The sequence below is a fragment of the Streptomyces sp. NPDC015130 genome, assembly GCF_043080005.1.
Classification (GTDB): domain Bacteria; phylum Actinomycetota; class Actinomycetes; order Streptomycetales; family Streptomycetaceae; genus Streptomyces.
On the sequence record NZ_JBIBVC010000022.1, the window covers coordinates 17,937 to 32,069 of the forward strand.

20 protein-coding genes and 1 pseudogene are annotated in these 14,133 nt (G+C 66.8%); 8 read left to right on the forward strand and 13 right to left on the reverse strand.

What is annotated here, in order from left to right:
* The first annotated feature begins 60 nt into the window (after positions 1 to 60).
* Together ACF08F_RS33320 and ACF08F_RS33325 are read left to right on the forward strand one after the other, a co-directional pair.
* Positions 61 to 1,371: a hypothetical protein gene (locus ACF08F_RS33320; protein WP_392302271.1), complete on the forward strand. Its 1,311-nt coding sequence runs from the start codon at positions 61 to 63 to the stop codon at positions 1,369 to 1,371.
* Between the two features lie 398 nt (positions 1,372 to 1,769).
* Positions 1,770 to 2,183, forward strand: coding sequence for a hypothetical protein (locus ACF08F_RS33325; RefSeq protein ID WP_392302272.1), 414 nt, complete (start codon positions 1,770 to 1,772; stop codon positions 2,181 to 2,183).
* Between the two features lie 17 nt (positions 2,184 to 2,200).
* Here ACF08F_RS33325 and ACF08F_RS33330 read toward each other — a convergent pair whose 3' ends face one another.
* The 4 genes from ACF08F_RS33330 to ACF08F_RS33345 form a co-directional block, all read right to left on the reverse strand.
* Positions 2,201 to 2,728, reverse strand: coding sequence for a transposase (locus ACF08F_RS33330; RefSeq protein WP_392302273.1), 528 nt, complete (start codon positions 2,726 to 2,728; stop codon positions 2,201 to 2,203).
* Entirely contained in the window at positions 2,725 to 3,138 is a 414-nt protein-coding gene (locus tag ACF08F_RS33335) for a winged helix-turn-helix domain-containing protein (protein ID WP_392302274.1), read from the reverse strand. Before ACF08F_RS33335 ends, ACF08F_RS33330 begins: the two co-directional genes overlap by 4 nt.
* Complete coding sequence (locus ACF08F_RS33340) at positions 3,135 to 3,305, reverse strand: hypothetical protein (RefSeq protein WP_392302275.1); 171 nt, start codon at positions 3,303 to 3,305, stop codon at positions 3,135 to 3,137. The genes ACF08F_RS33335 and ACF08F_RS33340 overlap by 4 nt, the downstream gene beginning before the upstream one ends.
* Positions 3,306 to 3,615: 310 nt before the next feature.
* Positions 3,616 to 4,545: a hypothetical protein gene (locus ACF08F_RS33345; protein ID WP_392302276.1), complete on the reverse strand. Its 930-nt coding sequence runs from the start codon at positions 4,543 to 4,545 to the stop codon at positions 3,616 to 3,618.
* 537 nt (positions 4,546 to 5,082) lie between these two features.
* Here ACF08F_RS33345 and ACF08F_RS33350 point away from each other — a divergent pair.
* From ACF08F_RS33350 to ACF08F_RS33360, 3 genes are all read left to right on the forward strand, one after another.
* A complete protein-coding gene (locus tag ACF08F_RS33350) occupies positions 5,083 to 5,664 on the forward strand; it encodes a hypothetical protein (protein WP_392302277.1) in 582 nt (193 codons plus the stop codon).
* 126 nt (positions 5,665 to 5,790) lie between these two features.
* Positions 5,791 to 6,144 (forward strand): hypothetical protein, encoded by a 354-nt coding sequence (locus tag ACF08F_RS33355; protein WP_392302278.1) that lies wholly within the window; start codon positions 5,791 to 5,793, stop codon positions 6,142 to 6,144.
* Positions 6,145 to 6,153: 9 nt separating this feature from the next.
* Positions 6,154 to 6,753, forward strand: a complete 600-nt coding sequence (locus tag ACF08F_RS33360) for a YdcF family protein (RefSeq protein WP_392302279.1) — start codon at positions 6,154 to 6,156, stop codon at positions 6,751 to 6,753.
* Between the two features lie 20 nt (positions 6,754 to 6,773).
* On the opposite strand, the gene ACF08F_RS33365 is transcribed toward ACF08F_RS33360, so the two are convergent.
* The 3 genes and pseudogenes from ACF08F_RS33365 to ACF08F_RS33375 form a co-directional block, all read right to left on the reverse strand.
* Positions 6,774 to 7,609 (reverse strand): IS5 family transposase gene (locus tag ACF08F_RS33365; protein ID WP_392302280.1). Its coding sequence is split into 2 segments (ribosomal slippage): positions 6,774 to 7,249 and positions 7,249 to 7,609, totalling 837 coding nucleotides; the frame shifts between segments, so codons are not numbered across the junction.
* Positions 7,610 to 7,684: 75 nt separating this feature from the next.
* A pseudogene (locus ACF08F_RS33370) lies at positions 7,685 to 7,979 on the reverse strand (IS5/IS1182 family transposase); the annotation flags it as partial.
* A 797-nt stretch (positions 7,980 to 8,776) separates the two neighbouring features.
* Positions 8,777 to 9,154 carry a VOC family protein gene (locus ACF08F_RS33375; protein ID WP_392302281.1) on the reverse strand — a complete coding sequence of 126 codons (378 nt, stop codon included), beginning with the start codon at positions 9,152 to 9,154 and terminating at the stop codon, positions 8,777 to 8,779.
* A 505-nt stretch (positions 9,155 to 9,659) separates the two neighbouring features.
* On the opposite strand from ACF08F_RS33375, the gene ACF08F_RS33380 reads away from it, so the two are divergent.
* Positions 9,660 to 9,896 carry a hypothetical protein gene (locus ACF08F_RS33380; protein ID WP_392302282.1) on the forward strand — a complete coding sequence of 79 codons (237 nt, stop codon included), beginning with the start codon at positions 9,660 to 9,662 and terminating at the stop codon, positions 9,894 to 9,896.
* 4 nt (positions 9,897 to 9,900) lie between these two features.
* On the opposite strand, the gene ACF08F_RS33385 is transcribed toward ACF08F_RS33380, so the two are convergent.
* The 3 genes from ACF08F_RS33385 to ACF08F_RS33395 form a co-directional block, all read right to left on the reverse strand.
* Positions 9,901 to 10,359, reverse strand: coding sequence for a hypothetical protein (locus ACF08F_RS33385; RefSeq protein ID WP_392302283.1), 459 nt, complete (start codon positions 10,357 to 10,359; stop codon positions 9,901 to 9,903).
* A 235-nt stretch (positions 10,360 to 10,594) separates the two neighbouring features.
* On the reverse strand, positions 10,595 to 10,870 hold the full coding sequence (locus tag ACF08F_RS33390; protein ID WP_392302284.1) for a hypothetical protein: 276 nt from the start codon (positions 10,868 to 10,870) through the stop codon (positions 10,595 to 10,597).
* A gap of 117 nt (positions 10,871 to 10,987) precedes the next feature.
* Positions 10,988 to 11,284, reverse strand: coding sequence for a hypothetical protein (locus tag ACF08F_RS33395; protein WP_392302285.1), 297 nt, complete (start codon positions 11,282 to 11,284; stop codon positions 10,988 to 10,990).
* A 296-nt stretch (positions 11,285 to 11,580) separates the two neighbouring features.
* Here ACF08F_RS33395 and ACF08F_RS33400 point away from each other — a divergent pair, with 296 nt between their 5' ends.
* On the forward strand, positions 11,581 to 11,961 hold the full coding sequence (locus ACF08F_RS33400; RefSeq protein WP_392302286.1) for a hypothetical protein: 381 nt from the start codon (positions 11,581 to 11,583) through the stop codon (positions 11,959 to 11,961).
* Positions 11,962 to 12,372: 411 nt separating this feature from the next.
* Here the strand turns inward: ACF08F_RS33400 and ACF08F_RS33405 are convergent, their stop codons facing one another.
* The 3 genes from ACF08F_RS33405 to ACF08F_RS33415 form a co-directional block, all read right to left on the reverse strand.
* Positions 12,373 to 12,723: a hypothetical protein gene (locus ACF08F_RS33405; RefSeq protein ID WP_392302287.1), complete on the reverse strand. Its 351-nt coding sequence runs from the start codon at positions 12,721 to 12,723 to the stop codon at positions 12,373 to 12,375.
* 54 nt (positions 12,724 to 12,777) lie between these two features.
* Complete coding sequence (locus ACF08F_RS33410; protein ID WP_392302288.1) at positions 12,778 to 12,948, reverse strand: hypothetical protein; 171 nt, start codon at positions 12,946 to 12,948, stop codon at positions 12,778 to 12,780.
* Between the two features lie 227 nt (positions 12,949 to 13,175).
* A complete protein-coding gene (locus ACF08F_RS33415; protein WP_392302289.1) occupies positions 13,176 to 13,337 on the reverse strand; it encodes a hypothetical protein in 162 nt (53 codons plus the stop codon).
* A gap of 44 nt (positions 13,338 to 13,381) precedes the next feature.
* On the opposite strand from ACF08F_RS33415, the gene ACF08F_RS33420 reads away from it, so the two are divergent.
* Complete coding sequence (locus tag ACF08F_RS33420) at positions 13,382 to 13,903, forward strand: pyridoxamine 5'-phosphate oxidase family protein (protein ID WP_392302290.1); 522 nt, start codon at positions 13,382 to 13,384, stop codon at positions 13,901 to 13,903.
* Positions 13,904 to 14,133: the final 230 nt, after the last annotated feature.

Genomic DNA, 14,133 nt, shown 5'->3' on the forward strand with positions numbered 1-14,133 from the left:
TTCGGGTGTCCCCTCATTGATGGCACGTTGGAACAGGCCACACCGGAAGGTAAGCAGGTCATGCCAACGTCCGCCCCCTTCCCTGTTGCGTTCAACGGAACTCTCGACAGATTCGTCGTCACTGGGAGTACTAGTACCATCTTCCCGTTCTTCCGTGCCCTCATCGTCATCACGCGAGACGGCAGGGTGTTCGGGCACGACGTCACCAGCGGCACCGTCGGCCCAGGCTTCGCATTCAGTGGGTCGAAGGTTGCATACAACGGTGACATCGACCGATTCGTGGTCACCATGGGCAACCGCATCATCGTCATCACACGGGACGGCAGGGTCTACGGCCACGACATCTCCGGCGGCACGATCGGCCCAGGCTTCGCATTCAGCGGGTCGAAGGTTGCATACAACGGTGACATCGACCGATTCGTCGTCACCATGGGCAACCGCATCATCGTCATCACACGGGACGGCAGGGTCTACGGCCACGACGTCACCGGGACCAACGTCGGCCCAGGCTTCGCATTCAGCGGGTCGAAGGTTGCATACAACGGTGACATCGACCGATTCGTCGTCACTTCAGGCAACCGCATCATCGTCATCACACAGGACGGCAGGGTCTACGGCCACAACGTCACCGGGACCAACGTCGGCCCAGGCTTCGCATTCAGCGGGTCAAAGGTCGCGTACAACGGTGCATGGGACCGGTTCGTCGTCACTTCAGGCAACCGCATCATCGTCACCACGCAGGACGGCAGTGCCTATGCCCACGACATCCTTGGCACCAACGTCGGCCCAGGCTATCCGATGAACTTCGTGCTCTCGCACTTCACTTTCGCCGGAGACATCTCTGCGGCAAACCGAAACAGAACGCTCGAGCGACACAGGTTTGCGCTGACCCGCATCGCGGGGTGCAACAACCTTTCAGCACAAGAAAAGGGGAAGCTCTACCAGGCCTACGATCGTGCCATCCACCATACGACCAGCACCGAGCCCAACACGAACGCGAGCGCGAACGTCGGGGGATCTCAGATCAACATCAACTTTGGGGTGCTTTTCCCGCAGGGCGACCGAGAGATCTCCCAGACACTCATTCACGAGATGATGCACTGCGCAGGTTTCGACCATCCAGAGAAGCGCCGCCCTCCCACGGGGAGCAGCTGCGCGTCGCCCAACCCTGCTGTATTCGACTGCCCCGGAGACAATGGGGTGTACTTCGGCACGCCTCCACTGAGGGCGGAGACCTGTATAGCGGGTGTGCAGAGTGATGTGCGCGCTCGGATTGAACGTAAGGAATCCGTCGAGAGCTGCGTGGTAGACGAAAACGGAGCGGCCACGCTCTACACGGACGCTGCCAACGTAGGCCACGTCCGAACTTGACCGTGATCCGATGCCATCACGGCCTGGCGCCGGTCCCGCAAAGTCTTGCCCATCCGGCCCGGCGCCAGCCGCGGAGCGATCGACACCCACGAGTCGTCCGTCACAGTTCATGTCGACGTATTGCGGACGCGGTTCAGAGTTCCCGTGGACCGGTCGCCCCCTTCCTTTCGCGTGTCGTCGCGAGAGCCAGGATCAGGGCCAGCCGCCGGAGGTACTCAACTTGATTGGGTGATGTCGGGTGGCGTGCGCCATCGGTCACCTGCGCCGGTGACCGCCGACCCACATGGGCCGGCCCTCGGTGTGCATACTGTGACCGGCAGAGGGCCGTCGTCCGACCGACCGGCGATGGGTGGAGCCGATAGGCACCGGGCCGGACCGGACGATCAGGGAGACCAGTGATGGATGTCGAGGAATGCTGGCGCCGCTATGGGCTGCGTCCCGTCGACGCGGACCTCGACGAGATCCGTACACTCCTCCGGGAGCACACGGCGCGTGAGCGACGCTCCCAGGGCGAGGGCGACACCGAGCTGATGAGGCTCTGCTGCTTCTATCTGTTCAACAGCGGCGACGTCGACGACGTGCTCCTGATCTGGAGTGCGAAGCAAGCCAGCTTCGACGCAGCGTGCTCGATCGACATCGAATTCCTACTCGGGCACGGGCTCGACGCGACGAAGGCCCACCTCTCGGCCAACTGTGCACCTGCTGCGGCAGCGGCTCTGGATCGACTGCGCGAGCTCGAGGCAGAAGGTGAATTCGAGGGCTTCTCAGTGGAGGAGCGCTCCGCCTCCTACGACCGGTACTACGGCGACTGACGAATCCGCAGCGCCGGTCAGTCGTCCGTGATGAGGCCGGTGCCCGCAAGGCAGCTGTCGACGAGATCCGGGCGGTACTGGATCTGCTTGAGCCTGTGCTTCACGGCCCTGGTGATCTGGCCCAGGTCGGCTGCGGCGAGGTTGCCGATGTCGCGTTTGACCAGCGACCAAATGCCCTCCTGCGGGTTCAGGTCTGGCGTGTAGGTGGGGAGTTGGAACACGGTGAGCCAGGCGGCATTCGCGGCGATGAACTCCCGCATCCCGGCGGTCAGGTGGAGGCGGACGTTGTCCCAGACCAGCACGATCGGTCCGCCGAGCTGGATGCGGGCACGCACCAAGAGGTCGCGGAGGTCCCGCCAGCCGAAGCCCTTCGGCTCGCCCCTGCGCCCTCGGTACTCGCGGATGGCGTAGATCAGCCGGGACCGCTCGCCCGGCTTGTAGCAGGTCATACCCGCCATCGACACCCGTCCGGAGCCTCGGCCGCGAACCCGGACGACCGGGGTTCGGCCGATCCGTCCCCAGGTGCGAGAGCGCGGCGGCGTCATCGACTGGCCGGCTTCATCCTCAAAGACGATCCAGCCGTTGCACGCCGCCGCACAGCTCTTACCCGTGGCCAGACCTCTTTCTTCCACAGGTCAACCGCCGCATCGTCGCGCTCGATCGCCCGGCGGGTGGGCTGCTGCCATGACCAGCCGTGCCGCTTCAGTAGCCGCCACGTGCCTTCCACCGTGTAGGAAACGTGGAACAGTCGACCGATCAGCGTCTTGACTCGCGCCAGCGTCCACCGCTGATCGGCCCAGCCGTGGGGAAATGGTCCACGCTCCAACTCCCGCTCCAGCCGCGCGATCTGAACGCAGCTGAGCCTGGGACGTCCGGGCGATCCCTTCGACAGGATCCCGGCCTCGCCTCGCTCGCGCCAAGCCCGGCGCCACCGCTCCACCGACCGCTCGCTCACTCGCAGCGCGACAGCGGCTCCGTGGCCGGGGCCGCGGGGGTGGGGAGTGCGGGCTCACCCGTGGCGAGGATGGTGATGTGCGCGATGTTCTGGGGGCAGGTCTGGCAGACCTCGGCCAGGGTCCAGACCTGGCCGAGCAGCCGGGTTGTCGGCTTGGATTCGGTCACGCCCCCCGCCACCGCCTGGCCGAGTCGCCGGAAGCCGGTGTGCGGCCGCGACTGCACGAGGTTCTCCCGGCGAAGCAGCGGGGCGCGAACACGCGGGACTTCAGCCGGACGGTGGTCAACGGCTCCCACATCCGGGCGCTGGAACGGGGAGGCAAGTCGGGACGAAGCCCTGTCGACCGGGGAGTCCATGTGGTGGTGGCGCCTCCCAGCGGGAGCCGGGGAACACCGGCGACCGACGACAACGCGGTGAGCAGGCGGGCCAGACGTCGTGAGTTCGGCGAGACACGAGCGGCACCCCTCAGCCGGGGCGTCAGGTCCCGCTCGGGGTGACGCAGTGGCCGGGGCCGCTCGCAAGGACCCGATTCTCGTCGTACAGATCGGCTTGGGCTACCTGAGTCCCCTTGGCCGCCTGGGCTGCCTTCCACCGCCCTTCGGCGAAGAGTGGGTGGAGGTAGCCGTCCTTCGGTGCCGAGCAGTCGTGGTTGGCGACCTCGCTCGCGTAGGCGCCGAGCATGAGCTTCCCGTCAGTCGACGTCACCGTGAACTGACGCCGTACGGCGATCCGTGCCACCTCCGGGGCGCCGGGGACCACCTCGTGACCAGCCTCGGCCCGCACCAGCGGGTAGACGAAGACCCAGTCGACGCGCACCATCAGCTTCCCCGCCTCCGAAACCCGGTAGGTCATCGTGCCCCGACTCCGGATGCCGCTCTCGTCCAGGTACGCCTCCTCAGGGTCAAAGCGGGTGACCAGGTCCTTCCGAACTGCCTCGCCGGCTCCGCGCGGGTCGAGCAGGGCGAGCGCCGCCGTAGGCTCGGCGCCGGCCAGGGTGTCCTCCGACACATTGGTCCCGACGAGCAGGGTCCTCACGTCCTCCAGTACGGCAGCGATCTCCTTCGCGGTGAAGTCGCCGGAAGCCATCGGCACGGGGGCATAGACACCGTCGGCGCCCTCCGCCCAGCCGGAGGCGGGCGAATTCCGGAACGGCATGTCAACCGTGTACGGCCATTCCAGCGGCCAGACCTCCTCGTGGATCACCTTTGCGCCGTAGGGCTCGTACGGCGGCCGCTCCCCCGTCACATCGGTCAGCCAGAACCCGAACCCGCCGAGGACCACCCCACCGGCAGCGGTCACGAGCCCGATCTTGAGGCGCCTCGCCCTCCTGTCCCGCCGCAGCGCCTCCTCGCGTCCCGGATCGCTCGCCTGAGCGCGCAGCCGGGCGACGTAATCCCTGGGTTCCACCGACACTTCTCATCCCTCCCCTGCTCCGCCAAGGTCGACGGAGCGGAGCGGAGCCTCTCACATCGACGCACCCGGCGTCATCGTGGATTTCGCTCAGATGCAAGGCCTCCAGGCCTAAATGGTGGTATAGGAGCTCGTCGCGGAACGCGGCTGCGGGGTGACGAGCGCGAGTACGCCCAAGGCGTCGGGTTCGGGCGGGGTGCCCAAGCTGTCGCTGATCGCGCGGTCGGCAGAGACGAGGTCACCTCGGTGGCAGACCGCACGGTCCCTCAATCTCGGTGCGCGCCACGGCAGGAAGCCGGAGAATCCGGGTCCATGAAACCGGCGACCGACGTAGCGGCATCTCCCGGAGGCCCGCGTGATCGAGGCGCGCCCTGCACCCGGGAAATCCGGACGAGAACATCGGCGGCGCGGGCTAGGGTGCGCTACGGGACTGTTCGAGGGGGGCGTGTGGGGCAGCGGGTGCGGGTGTCTGAGGTCCGCTTGGGTGGGGTTGGGGTCAGGGTGGTCCGGCCGGAGGTGGTGCCGGGGCGGGTCGTGTTGCGCGACGACGGCCACTGGCTGTCGATGTATGTCGATCGTGACGGGGCTGAGTGTCTCACCGGTCTGTGGGCGTTGGCCGCTCGCTCCGCCCGATCTCTGGTGCACTTGCCGATACGGGGCAATCCGGTGCCTGGTGGTGTGGCCGGTGAGGGTGAGCCGGTCGCGCTGGACCTGGTTCTGGCTCATCACCGTCTGCAGTTCCGTACTTCCTCGTGGAAGGAGGTGCGGGCGCGGCTCGGGCGCGGACAGCTGCAAACGGCGGCCACCCCGGTTGGTGACTTTCCTGATGTCGGGGAGATCGACTACGAGCGTCGGTACCACCGGTCGTATCGTGATCATCTGGGGTTCGATATTGCTGCTCACACGTTGTTCGTTGTGGGCAGCGCGACGGCTTTCCGTGAACACGGCACGGTGCTGCGGGGCCTCGTCGACGAGGCCCCGTCGCACGGGAGGCGGTATCCCGGGGACCGGCATTACTGCGTGGAGTTGACGTCGGGGTTGTGGTCGCGGCCGCGGACCCGGCGGAACGTGCCGGGCTCCCTGCACATCGAGTACTGCGACAGCTGGAACGACTGACCGTCACCGTCACGCGTCCGGGGCGAACGCCGGGAGGGACCGGGACTCCTCATGGGGCGGAAAGTCCCGCCGCGGACAAGGCCGCTGGGCAGTGTCCGGCGGATCATGAGGCCATAGTGCCTGACCGTGATTGACCTCCAGGTCCGAGGCGAGAACGGCACGATCGAGGCTCTCGCGAAGCACGGTGTGGTCTGGGGTCCTGAGCTGGCTGACCTTGATCAGTCAGTGCTCCCCATGCTGGGACACCTGCCGCCGCACGCGGACACCGTTTTCAACCACCGGCAGGTGTCGACCCTGTTGGAGGAGGTGCCACGGCTGCCTGCAGGCGTACTGACTGATGAGTTCACACGCGAGCTGATCGAGAGGGGTCAGGCAGTTGTTGACGGGCAGGGCCTGTACTTGTGGTCCTTAGAACTGCTAACAGAATGCGTCGTGTGGACGTGGCTGGTTCCTTCGTGGCCCGAAACCGAGGTGCCCTAGAGTCGCCGCATGCGGCGACGGACGGGATTGGCGATAGCTGGAGTTGCAGCCCTGGCCTGGGGTGAGTGGTTGAACTGGCGCTGGTCTCGAGCGCTCGTGGGGAGTAGCGAGGGCCCCTCCGCGGCCGTGGTGGTGTTGGGGTACCGAAATCCCCAAGTGACGGCGAACTTGATCAACCGATGGCGAGTCCGTGCTGGAATCAGGTCCATCGCCGCTGACGGTGCGCATGAGACCTGCGTGATCTTCAGCGGCGGTGCAACCAGTAGCGGCGCCACTGAGGCCCAGCTGATGGCTGGCTACGCGAAGTCGGTGCTTGCGTTCGACGGCACGGTGCTCCTCGAAGACCAAAGCGCGACGACGTGGGAGAACATCACGAACGTGATCCCATTGCTTGAGGACGTGGATCGCATCAAGATTGCCTCCCAGCCAGCTCATGCGCTCAAGGCCCGTGCGTACCTGCGGCGGCAGCGGCCCGATCTTGCAGAGAAGCTGGTGCGCGCGGACGACTACCGTCCTGGCGAGTGGATGGTCGTCAAACCGTTGTTGGCTCTGTACGGACTTTGGACACTCCGCGGCCTCAAGGCCGAAGAGCGGAAGATCTCGCTGTAGACAGCCGCTGTCGCCTGGGCTCAAGCCTGATGGTTCTTGAGCCGGCGCCAGCAGATGATGCTGCACCCCAGAGTGAGGAAGGCTTCGTGGATGTCGTCGCGGATCTCCCAGCGGATCCGCAGACGGCGGAACCAGTGCAGGTGAGCGAACGCGCGCTCCACCACCCAGCGTTGGGCGCCCAGACCGGAGCCGTGCTCGATGCCGCGGCGGGCGATCAGCGGCTTCACGCCGAGATCCCAGACAAGACGGCGGTACTTGTCGTGGTCGTAGCCGCGGTCGCCCAGCACCACGTCCGGGCGGCGCCGGGGGCGGCCGCGCTTGCCTCGTACCGGCGGCACGGCTTGGAGGAGTGGGATCAGCTGGGTGACGTCGTTGCGGTTGCCGCCGGTCAAGGTGGCGGCGAGCGGTATGCCGGTGGCGTCAGTGATCAGGTGATGCTTACTGCCCGTCCTGCCCCGGTCGACAGGGCTTCGTCCCGTCTTGGGACCCCCTTTAATGCCCGGATGTGCGAGCCGTCGACCGCCGCCCAGGAGAAGTCCAGGGCGTTCGCGCTGCGGAGCTTGGCGAGGAGAACCTCATGCAGCCGGGGCCACACCGCCACCTCAGTCCACTCGGCCAGACGGCGCCAGCAGGTCATACCCGAGCCGAAGCCGAGTTCCTGCGGCAGGTGTTCCCAGGCGATCCCGGTATGCAGCACGAACAGGATGCCCTGGAACACCAGCCGATCCGGATGCCGCTTACGCCCGGTATGGCGGGCCCGCCGTTCAATCTTCGGCAGCAACGGCTCGATCACCGCCCACAGCTCGTCGTCAACTTCCCACGGCTTCGACCGCGCCACCCCGCACCCCCAGATCATCAGTTTGGGAGTGATCCAACCACCTCGAAGATCATTTCGTTAGGAGTTCTTAGGAGACTGAGGCTCCAGGCCGGCTCAGCCCCGGAGCCATAGCCGGACCGCGGCGGTGGTGACGGCGCCGTGGAAGACGTAGGCCCTCTCGTCGTAGCGGGCGGGTGGCCGCGGCTCGGGAGTTCTTGCGCCGGTTGACGGTCCGCTCGACTTCGTTGCGGCGTTTGCAGATCTCGCGGTCGAAGCCGGTGGGCCGGCCACCCCCACTGCCGCGGCATTTGCGGTTGGCCCGCTGGACCTTCGGTTCGGGAATGGCGTGTTCGGTCTGGCATCTGCGCAGGTAGCGCCGGTTCCGACGAGAGCTGTACGCCATTGTCCCGTGTGTCCCACTTCAAGCGCCAAAGGCCCGGGAACGCCGTTACCGGAGCAGGCCGAAAAGACAGCCAGGCGCCGAGGAAAGGCAGCAGGGCTGCAGCAGTCAGAGTCAGGGTCGTGTTGATGACAGCGAAGGCCGGCCGGGTTTGGTGCAAGGCCTGATCGGGGCGGCTGGGGTCGTAGGTGACGGGGAGCGTGGGGGCACCCGATCCACCCGAGTACTGGTGGGGGACGCCTTCGGCGTCGTTGTCGTAGTAGAGGGCCCGACCCACTACGCCCGACCCGTTCGGCGTCCACGGTGACGCCGTACCGGGCGAGACGGACTCGGAGAGCTCCCTTCGCCACTGCCATGGCGCACACGGCCAAGCCGACGAAGTCGGCCGTCGAGGCCGCGCCGACCCCTTCGATGTGGTGCCTCTCCCCGTCCGTGAGCACGATCTCCATGTCACGGGTGTCTTGTGCGGAGACGCGGACGTCCCCGATGACCGCGAGAGGGATGGCGAACACACTCGTGGCCCGGCTGATCCGGAGTGCGCCGGTGCCAAGCGTCAGATACACCCGGCGGCCGTCGAACTTATGTATGGAGCGCATGCAGTTGCTCATGATGCAACCAGGTGCGGCCCCGCCTGCTGCGAGAGGAATCGATGACGTGACGATTCCCGTACAGCCCTGCGCTCTTCATGGGATCGCGGTCCGCGGTGATCCGGAAGACAGGCCCCGGCTCCGGATGCGGTCTCGCGGTTGTGCAGTTGTGCGGTTGTGCAGTTGTGCGGTTGTGCGGTGGGAACAGTGGCCTTGCTTTCAATGACGGACCAGGCAGAACGGATGGCCTGCGGGATCGGCGTAGATGCGCCAGGTCCGACCGTCGGGGCCGTTGTCCAGCACGGCCGCGCCCAGAGCCAGGACCTGTTCCTGGGCCTGGGCGAGGTCCGGAACACTGAAGTCGAGATGGAACTGCTGGGGGCGGGCGGGGTCCGGCCACGCAGGCGGCCGGTAGTCCGCTGACCGCTGGAAAGCCAGCACGAGACCGGAAGGCGTGTGCAGGGTCGCCCAGTCGTCACCGACCGCCCATCGCCGATCCTGCCGGTTGACAGTCCCGCCGAGCACCGATCGGTAGAACCCGGCAAGGGCTGCCGGGTCCGGGCAGTCCAGCACCACACATTCAAGAGCAGCGATCATGCACGGATTTTAGACAGCCCACCCCTACAACCTCCCGCCGGATTCCACGACCGGCCGGACACGTCCTCATGCATCAGCTCGAAATGGGGGTGCTCGGGTGCTGCCGGGCAGACGTAGAGCGCTGCCTGTAGCCGCTGCCGATCTGCACCGTGGTAGGCGTGCGGGACCCGAAGTGACCGAAGCCCGGATGTGATTCACCTGCCGGTCCCTCGTGAGGCTTTGTTCATGAGAACGGGTTCTGGCTCAGCTTTTGTGCACGGGGCGGGAAGAGATCGTCCCACTCGGCTACACAGGCAGCCATCAGCGCGTCCGCGCCTACCTGCACAAGAAGCGCACGTCGCAGCGGCCGGTGACCACACGGCCGCACTCACCCCGAGCCGTCGCCCGATGGATCCTCCGGCACCCGGACACCCTCACCGAATCCGAGCAGCTACAGCTCAAGAGTGTGCGGACACACTGCCCCGAACTCGACGCGCTCACCAGGCATGTACGGTCCCTCGCGGCCGTGCTTCCCGGGCGTCAAGGCGAATGCCTGCCGGATTGGCTCGACGCCGTCCGACAGGACGAGCTGCCCAGCCTCCACACTCTGGCTGCTGGCATCGACCGAGAACGCGACGCCGTCATCGCCGGCATCACCCTGCCCTGGAGCTCAGGTGTGGTCGAAGATCAAGATGCTGAAGCGTCAGATGCTCGGCCGCGCGCCGGCTTCGACCTCCTGCGCAAGCGAGTCCTGCTGGCGTGACGACCTATACCGGCTCCTCGTACACGTCGATCTCGGAGGGCACACGAGCCAGCAGCGGTTCGAGGTGCCCCTCCATGGCAGCAAGCCACTCGTCCAGGCCCGCGTTGGCGTCGTGGAGGAACCAGGAGTTGAAGCTTCCCAGGACGTCCAGGGCGGGTTCGCACTCGTAGCGGAGTTCGCAGTGAATCTGCACATAGTGGCCGTGCTCACCGCCGTCGTCACTGATGTCGAACTGTCGCGTGAGGTCCACAGTGAACATCGGACGCCCGCTGAAGGCGTACGTGCCGTACTGGAAGAGCCAGCCGTCTGAGTCGGGCGTCGGCGCGGTGGCAAAGCGCCGTCGCGCGAATCGCCTGAAGGCCAGCCACGCAGCCCGAGTGGCCAACTCCGTCGTCGACCGCCCGACCTCCAGTTCGGCACGTAGGGCATCAAGGGCTTCCTCGAACCGCGGTCTGTCGTACACGCCAGCTCTCCTCGGTGCGGTGAATCAGCACCCTAACCTCATCGAGCCGAATCAAATCCAGCCCTGACCAGCGAGGCAACCGCCTCCCGGCCCGCGACGCTCAGTCACTGCTGCACGGAGCCTGTGCCAGAACCCCGAAGTCGTGAACATCCGCCGTCCGTTCTCGGTTCTGACACAGATCTTGCGGAGCCGTCGCGGAGCGTAACCTCACTGTTCGAACGTGCTCGTTGATCGGCTACTCAAGGGCTAGGTAGCCAGGTGACGGATGAACCAGCTCGGGGTGTTCCACTGCGTACCGATCGCCGTGGATCGACAGCATTGCCCAGTGCCATGACTCGTCGTGAAAGATCAGCCCGCGGAGCGACGTCTCAGCCGACTCGTACGGATAGTGCGCCAGGGCGGCCTCCCTCGCCTCCTCCGGCGCCAGCCCGCCGTGATGCTGCATTACCCATGCATAGCCACGCCGCTCGGACTGCAGGTTGTCGAGATATTCGGCTTCGTTCCATGTCACGGCGTAGGGGTAGACCGGTCGCCGAAGGGGCGGCGCATGACTGAAGCAGGATCATTTTTCGGAGCAGGTCGAATCCGGCTCGTCCGTAGAGCTGCCACTTGATCTTTTTGATGCGGTTCACGCGCCCTCGATGCGGCTGCCGGAGCTCCGGTGGAGGGTGAATCCGGCTGTCAAGGCGTCGAGGTCCCGGAGCAGGTGGAGTGCGAAGCCGGTGAGGCCGGGCAGTTGGCTGGCGTCGACCGCCTCGATCCAAGCAAGGAGCCTGGCACCGAGGCGGCCGCTGAGGATCTCGCCGAAGTCGCGGACATGCCCGGCGACCGTGCCCAGTTCGGGGCAGCGGGCCAGGACGTTCTTCAGGGCGGCGTGGTCGTCTTCGGTCAGCGCGGTGGGGCGCCGGGTGAGCCGGCCGGTCACTGCCGCACTGTCGGAGGCCGGGGCGGCGCGTCGACCGGAGCCGTCCGCAGGCTGGCGATGTGGGCGCGGCCAGTCTGGTAGGTGACTGGCGCGCTGTCGGCCAGGAACTCGCGGTGGAGGTGGGTGACGCTGGTGCATCCCTCGGCGAGTCGCCGTTCCAGGTAGGGCTTGTAGGGGTCCAGCCTGCTGGGACGGGGCCGGTTCCCGCGGATGGTGTCCTGCCGTCGTGCGGCGGTCGCGTACCGGAGCACGGTGTTGAGGCCCCAGCCCAGGTGCTGGGCGATCGCCCGGCGTGAGTGGCGCTCACCGATACATCCGAAAAGTGGATCAAGGCAACGCACAGCGACAAGCCGTTCTACTACGACGATCTGAACGACACGTTCTCGTCACACGTGCACCCCGTCTTCTGGCGTTTGCATGGCTGGGTCGACGACCGCATCGAGGATTGGTACGCCGCGCACGCCGCCACGCATCCGGGGCAGGTCGCCCGCAAGACCGTGGGGGACGTTCCGTGGTTTGCCAAGGGACCACAGGTCAGCGTCGAGACACCGTGGGTGGGGCCGGTAGTCACCGGCCATGACCGGGTGACCACGCCGGCGATCACGAACACGGAGGACACGGAGGACACGGTCGCCCCGGACACGACGTCGCCGTCATGCAGCGGGTCTACGATCTGATCTTCAAGCCCGAGACGACAGCCGCGGTTGTGACGTCAGGAACGATGGGAACGCGCAGCGTCCAGTTCACGGCCAAGATCAGTGGTGGGATTCAGGTTGGCGGCCAGCGGGGGTGACCATCCCCTCGGCAGTCACGTGGCGTTTGCTCGGTAGCCTCGGCGTTCTGGAGGCGGTCGGACGGTCGTGCGCCTCCATCCGAGACGTGCGGGGTGCCGATGAGCCTGCGCAGGCCGAGCAGGGGTGTCCTGCACCGGACCACCCGGGCATCAGGTCGACGCCTTGCACCGGTCGCTCACCGGCTGCCCCCCCCTCTGCCACTTCAAGACAAGGTGCTCCGTCCCCTCGTTTTGCCTCAAGCGGCTCCATGGTCCAGTCCGGTTCGCGTGTGGTGTCACGCGTTGAGCCGCAGGATCAGTAGGCGAGGGTCACGCGCAGGAGCGCCCGATGGGCGGGAGGATAGCCGCCCATGTAGATGCACGCGTAAGAGACCCTGTATCCCCGCGACGCGTAGTAGTACCGGTAGTACTCGCCGCGGACCAGGCATGACGGCCACAGGTACACGCCGACGTTGTACGTCCGCGTACGGGTGAAGGACGCGGCCCTGGGCGCGGCTGTCGAGGCAGCCGAGACGCTCAGCGTGGTGGCTGACTGGATTACGGACGCCGGTGCGGCTTCAGCGCTGCCGGCGGTGCTGATGGTGCCGAGGGCCAGCGCGGTCGCGAGCGTCGCGACTGTGGCCGCGTTTCGCAGGCTCAGTCTCATCGGGTCTCCTCTGATCTCGGGACGTGATGGTGTAAGGCGGGGTGTCGCGATGGCCTACCAGGTGGGCCCGGAGTGGGGGCGCTCTTCCGCGCGCCGTCGAGCCTCCTCTTCCGCGATCCGGGCCTGGTGGTCGGCCTCCTGCTCGGCGCGGAACTGGGCGTGCTCCTGCTCGGCGCGCCGTCGGTCCTCCTCGATGATGCGTACTTCGTCGTCGCTCAACGGCATGACGTCGTCCTCTCTGCCGGGAGGCGCTGTTCGGCCCCGCTGCCTCGAGTTTTCGCTGCGAGGAGGTTGTTGCGCAGGCCGGTTCCGGCGGGGAAACAATCCCGCCGCGGCTCTGCCGCGCGGCGTGAAAGCGTCTTGTCGTGCGGCAGCGGGACCGGTTGGGTGCGTGATCGGCAGATCAAGGACAGATGGTGCCGTCGCACTGGACGGGGGTGGGTTATGGGGCGTCAGGAGAAGCCGCTCGATCCTGAGCAGGGCCTGGTGGCGCGGCCGGCCCATGCGGGGAGGGCGGCGGTGGTCCAGGTCGCGACGGCTCCGTCGGCGAGGAGGCCGCGGCGGCGTCCGTAGAGCCCCCCCGAGATCAGGTCGCTGGTGGGCCACTGCTTCATTAATGGCGACAGAGGATGTCGGGTTTACGGCCGACGATGGACTTATGCGCGAAACCCCAGAAGAGCTCGACAAGCTCCAGTCCCTCCTCGACTCCTCCCTCTCCGGCTCGACCACACACCTCCGCTCGATCGTCGAGGGCCGCACCATCACGGCGGCGCAGCTCACCGGGATCCTCACCGGCATGTGCACGCTCAGCCTCTCCACAGTGACCGCAAAGGGCGAACCACGGATCAGCGGCGCCGACGGCCACTTCCTGCACGGCCGATGGCACTTCGGCACGGCGCGCAACGCCGCCAAGGCCCGTCATCTCGCGGCCCGTCCGGCCGTCAGCGTCGCGCACATGCGCGGCGAGGACCTCGGCGTGTTCACCCACGGCACGGTGGAGGAGCTGAACCCCGAGGACGCCCAGACCACGGCCGACTGGCAGGAACTCCTCGCCTACTTGAAGGGCTTCTACGGCAACGACGACGCCTTCGACTGGAACCGCGAGGTTGTCTACTACCGGCTAAACCCGCACTGGATGACCGTCTACGCCGCTGACCTGGACAAGCTCACCGGCCCGTGACGCTGGGCCCGTCGACGAGGTCCTGCAACCGCGCGTACGTGGGTGCGCAGCCGGTCGACGGCGCCGTGGCCACGGCCTCGCCCAGCGCCCGCCGGTACAGCAGCGACCGGAGGCTGCCCCGACACCAAGCTCTCAACTCGCTTCGCTGCGTTCGAGCAGGGCGCACGCCCTTCGCCGAGGTCGAGCAGCTGCCTGTGATGCGCTCGTCGCCGGCCTCGACACCCCCGGCC